The organism is Lactobacillus sp. UMNPBX4, assembly GCF_002554115.1.
Classification (GTDB): domain Bacteria; phylum Bacillota; class Bacilli; order Lactobacillales; family Lactobacillaceae; genus Lactobacillus; species Lactobacillus gallinarum.
The window spans coordinates 1-4,873 of record NZ_PCZF01000075.1 but is presented as its reverse complement, the minus strand read 5'-3'; the positions used below and the strand labels follow the sequence as shown (position 1 = coordinate 4,873).

Annotated in this window: 3 protein-coding genes; all 3 read left to right on the top strand. The window is 35.8% G+C overall.

Translation table 11 applies throughout. The annotated features are described in order from the left end of the window. The first annotated feature begins 170 nt into the window (after positions 1–170). Positions 171–1,496: a PTS transporter subunit EIIC gene (locus CP355_RS09415; RefSeq protein WP_098044408.1), complete on the top strand. Its 1,326-nt coding sequence runs from the start codon at positions 171–173 to the stop codon at positions 1,494–1,496. Next, positions 1,465–2,394, top strand: coding sequence for an alpha/beta hydrolase (locus tag CP355_RS09410; RefSeq protein WP_098044407.1), 930 nt, complete (start codon positions 1,465–1,467; stop codon positions 2,392–2,394). The genes CP355_RS09415 and CP355_RS09410 overlap by 32 nt, the downstream gene beginning before the upstream one ends. Positions 2,395–2,678: 284 nt before the next feature. Next, the gene (locus CP355_RS09405; protein WP_098044406.1) at positions 2,679–4,802 is read left to right on the top strand and encodes an ATP-dependent Clp protease ATP-binding subunit; all 2,124 of its coding nucleotides are present in this window, start codon (positions 2,679–2,681) and stop codon (positions 4,800–4,802) included. The last annotated feature ends 71 nt before the right edge of the window (positions 4,803–4,873 follow it).

Sequence of the window (4,873 nt, the reverse complement as noted above, 5' to 3'; positions counted from 1 at the left end):
TTCAATATACAGAATTTAATTTTCAAAAGTGTTCAATTTGAAATTGCAATTTTCGATTATTTTTTAATTCTATATAGGCCATAATTATCAACTTCCTAGCATCATTGTATAATGTGATTAATATAAACTCATTCAATCATATTTATTGAAGATAGGTAAAGGGAAAAGCTATGGGAGAGAGAATAACCAACTTTATTCTTATCATAAGAAGATTACCAATATTTAGAATTTTTCAGCGAACTTTGGGGATGCTGATGCCAATTGCAATTATTGGTTCTTATTTTAAGTTGCTACGTGATGCTGTTTTTTCACCAGACAGTTTTATTTATAATATCCTGAATTTTGATTCAACTATGCCCGACAAAATATGGTATGCCGGTTCATTTATTTGTAACGGCTTTGTGCGGGTAACTTTTGGATTATTTGGTTTATATGCGGCATATTTTGCGGCACGTTATACAGCACGTTTATATCATAAAGATTCTACGTTAGCCGGTATGACTGCAGTAATGATAATTATGTTTTGTGCGTATGCAAGTAATGTGGGAAATAAGCTTAGTAATAAGTCAATGTTTTCATCTAGTGTATTGCAAATTAATGCTTTGTTACTTGCGTTACTAGTGGGATATGCAGTTGGTGAAATTTTCCATTGGTTAGGTAAAAATCACCAGCCTGTAGAATTTGAACATGTTCACCGAGTTAGAACTCGGGCCTGGAATGCGCTTTTGCCTGCATCTGTATCTATTATTGCGGGGATGATTTTGGGGATTATTATTTATGAATTGCAAATCAAGATATTGAGCTCCAGTACTTTTAAAGAATTGGTTATTCAAATTCAAAATTCCAACAATATATTTGAAATTATTGCATTGGCGTTTGTCGTTATGCTGCTTAGTTGGATTGGGATTGGCTATCCTTTAACTTCTTTATCTACGGCTGCAGCACTTACAAGCGGGACAGCTACTGTTAACCTCGATTATGCATTAAAACATGGCAGTTCATGGAATGTTCCTTATAAGTTTTTAGGTAGTTCGCTTGTTTATCCTTACGGTGCAATGGGCGGTGCTAGCGTTGTTTTAGCATTAATAGTAATCATTTTATTGTCACATCAAAATAAAGAGACAGAGAATATTGCCAAGGCTAATTTATTACCTGCAGCATTTAACTCTACGTGGGGGTTCATGATAGGGATGCCAATTATTTTAAACCCCGTGCTCTTTTTACCTATGGTATTGATCCCTGTAATTAACATCATGATTGCTTCATTAGCAATTTTTCTTCATATTATTACACCATGTATTTATCCAGTATTAAAAGGGACCCCAGGAATTCTTATTTCGTTTTTCGGTTCTAACGGCAACTGGAGTAATTTAGTCTTTTCTATTTGTTTATTTATTTTAGATATTTTGATGTTAATACCTATTTCGTTATTGGGACAAAGGATAGAAAGGAAACTTAAAGCTTATGAATATGAAAAAGGCCAACAAACTGCTTAAAAATCCTAATTTAAAATGGATTGCCCTTGTTTTATTAGTAGTTATGGTTTTCGCTATTCCTGGTTATAAATGGATGGAAAAAGATAACCAAGCTCGTGCACAAAGAATGAAATCTGCCTTGTCACCGGTAATCATGGTGCCTGGATCCAGTGCGACTACTGAACGTTTTAATGAGTTGGTTAAATTATTAAATCAAAACACTCCAACTAAACATAGCGTGTTGAAAATCAACGTTTCAACTAATGGTAATCTGTCGTATTCGGGCTCAATTAATAAAAATGATAATGAGCCGTTTATTATTATTGGCTTTAAAAACAATAAAGATGGTTATAGCAATATCAAAAAACAAGCAGGATGGTTAGATGAAGCCTTTGAAGCTATTTCATGGGACTATAAATTTAATAATTTTAAGGCCTTTGGCCATTCTAATGGTGGTTTAATTTGGACATACTGGCTAGAACACTATTATTCAACTTATTCGGATGAAATTACCATGAAGCGTTTAATGACAGTAGGGACGCCGTATAATTTTAGCGAAAAGAATATGAACCATAAAACGCAAATGCTGGAAGATTTTATTAAGTGCAAAAATAGACTCCCTAAGAGCTTAGTGGTGTATTCTGTATCTGGAGGCAAAAATTATGAGTCAGATGGGATCGTCCCAGAAGCTAGCGTTGCAGCAGGAAAGTATATTTTTCAAAAGCAAGTAAAGAGTTATACTGCGATGACAATCACTGGTGATAAGGCTGATCACTCTGATTTGCCTCAAAATCAACAAGTAGTCCAGGTTATTCAACAATATTTATTAGAACCAATTAAGAATAAGAATAATCAAGTAATACCGCGACAAGGAAAAAAGTCAGATAACGATAAAAATGGACAAAATGAGCAGGATTAATATTCATCCTGTGGAAAACTTTTACACCCAATAATCCTTTAAGCGTATAATTTCATCCTTCTTAATAAAATCTTTATATATTGTGAAGCAATATAAACGCTTATATATCAACGATTTTATTACTTTTTTTAGATTAACATCACAAATTAAAAGAAAAATGTGGAAAACTTTTAAATCTATGCTTGCAATCTGTGGATAACCTGCTATACTTATAAATGTAATGAATTAGCACTTAAATGCTTTGAGTGCTAAAAATCAAGTTTATGATGGGAGTGTTTGCAGATATGGCATACTTTGACAATGATTTTGACAACTTATTTAACGAATTGAACAGCTCATTCTTTAATGACGACTTTGGCAGAAGAAGTGGCAACGGTAATTCAGGTTCAATTCCTATTAATTACTCAAGCAATATGAGTTCAGCTCCTCAAACCATTCAACAAACCCCACAACAACCAAATGAAAAACCAATTGGCGTAGATTTAGTTGAAGAAGCAAAGAAGAATAATTTTGACCCAGTTATTGGTCGTGACGAACAAATTGATAACGTTATTGAAATTTTATCAAGACGTAAGAAGAATAATCCTGTATTAATCGGACCTGCTGGTGTTGGTAAGACTTCTATTGTAGAAGGTTTAGCTGAAAGAATTGCTTCAGGCAATGTGCCAGCTAAGATGGCTAACATGCACATTATTTCAGTAAACATCAATGACATGGTTGCTGGTTCAAGTCTTCGTGGTAGCTTTGAAGAAAGATTAAAGAAGGTTATCGACAAGGCTAAGAGCGATCCTAACATTGTTTTATTTATCGATGAATTGCACAACATTGTTGGTGCTGGTTCAACTGATTCAGAAAACAACAATGGTGACGCTGCTAACATCTTGAAGCCAGCTCTTGCAAGCGGTGACTTGAAGTTAATCGGTGCTACTACTACAAGCGAATTCCAAAGAATTGAAAAGGACCCAGCTTTATCACGTAGATTCCAAGCTGTTCAAGTTCCTGAACCAACTACAGATGTAGCTATCAAGATTTTGGAAGGCTTAAAGAAGAAGTACGAAGATTACCACCACGTAAAATACAGTGATGACAGTCTTAAACTAGCTGTTGAATTATCAGAAAGATACATTCAAGGTCGTTACTTACCAGACAAGGCCATTGACTTGATGGATGAAGCTGGTGCTAAGAAGGCTTTGCTTGTACAACCAACTGATGAAAAGAGCTTGAAGAATCAAATCAATGCTCTTGAAGCTAAGAAGTCAGAAGCTGCTAAGGCTGAAGACTACGACAAGGCTAGCGAAATTAAGAACAAGATTGCTGAACTTGAAAAGCAATTAAAGAACGTAGATACCAAGAATACTCCAGAAGTAACTGAAAAAGACATCTACGCAATTATTGAACAAAAGACTAAGATTCCTATGAGCGAACTTCACGCAGATGAAGCTCAAAAGAACTTAGACTTGGCTAAGAAGTTGAAGAAGAACGTTATTGACCAAGATAGAGCTATTGACGTAATTACTGACGCTATTGCTCGTAAGCAAATCTTCAAAGACAGCGATCGTCCTACTGGTTCATTCTTACTTACTGGTCCTACTGGTGTTGGTAAGACTGAACTTGCTAAACAATTAGCTATCCAATTATTTGGTAACAAAGATCACTTGATCCGTTTGGACATGAGTGAATACCAAGACGAGATGGCTGTTAACAAGTTAATCGGTTCTGCACCAGGCTACGTAGGCTACGGTGAAGGTGGTCAATTAACTGAAAAAGTTCGTCACCAACCATACTCATTGATTTTGTTTGACGAAATTGAAAAGGCTAACCCACAAGTCTTTAACGCACTTCTCCAAATTATGGATGACGGTCGTTTGACTGACGCACAAGGCAGAACCGTTTCATTCAAAGACACTATCTTGATTATGACTTCAAACGCAGGCTTCTCAGACAAGCTTCTTGAAGACGGCAAGGTTGACCAAGACAAGTTAATCTCAGCTCTTGAAAACTACTTCAGACCTGAATTCTTGAACCGTTTGGACGCAATCGTTCCATTCAACTCACTTACTGAACAAGACATGGGCAAGATTATCAACATTTACTTGAAGAAGATGTCTCACGTACTTGCTAAGAAGGGTGTAACTGTTGAAGTTTCAGACAAAGCTAAGGCATTCTTGGCAGAAAAGGGTTACGACAAGAAGTTCGGTGCTCGTCCACTTAGAAGAGTTGTTGAACAAAACCTTGAAACTCCAGCTGCTAAGTTGATCTTAAGAGAACCTGACACTAAGAAGGTTGAATTTACTGCTGACGACAAGCACTTGTACTTGAACGGCAAAGCAATCTTCGACATTTCTCCAAAGGTAGAAGAAAAGGTTAAGGAAGACGAAGCTAAGGCTGAAGACAAAAAGGAAGACTAATTAATAGTTAATAAAGAAAGTGTCTGGGAAAAAACTAATTCCTAAGACATGAAAAAAGAACGATGATTTCC

Coding starts and splice junctions, on each gene's coding strand:
- CP355_RS09415 (WP_098044408.1), top strand. CDS start 171: ATGGGAGAGAGAATAACCAACTTTATTCTTATCATAAGAAGATTACCA.
- CP355_RS09410 (WP_098044407.1), top strand. CDS start 1,465: ATGAATATGAAAAAGGCCAACAAACTGCTTAAAAATCCTAATTTAAAA.
- CP355_RS09405 (WP_098044406.1), top strand. CDS start 2,679: ATGGCATACTTTGACAATGATTTTGACAACTTATTTAACGAATTGAAC.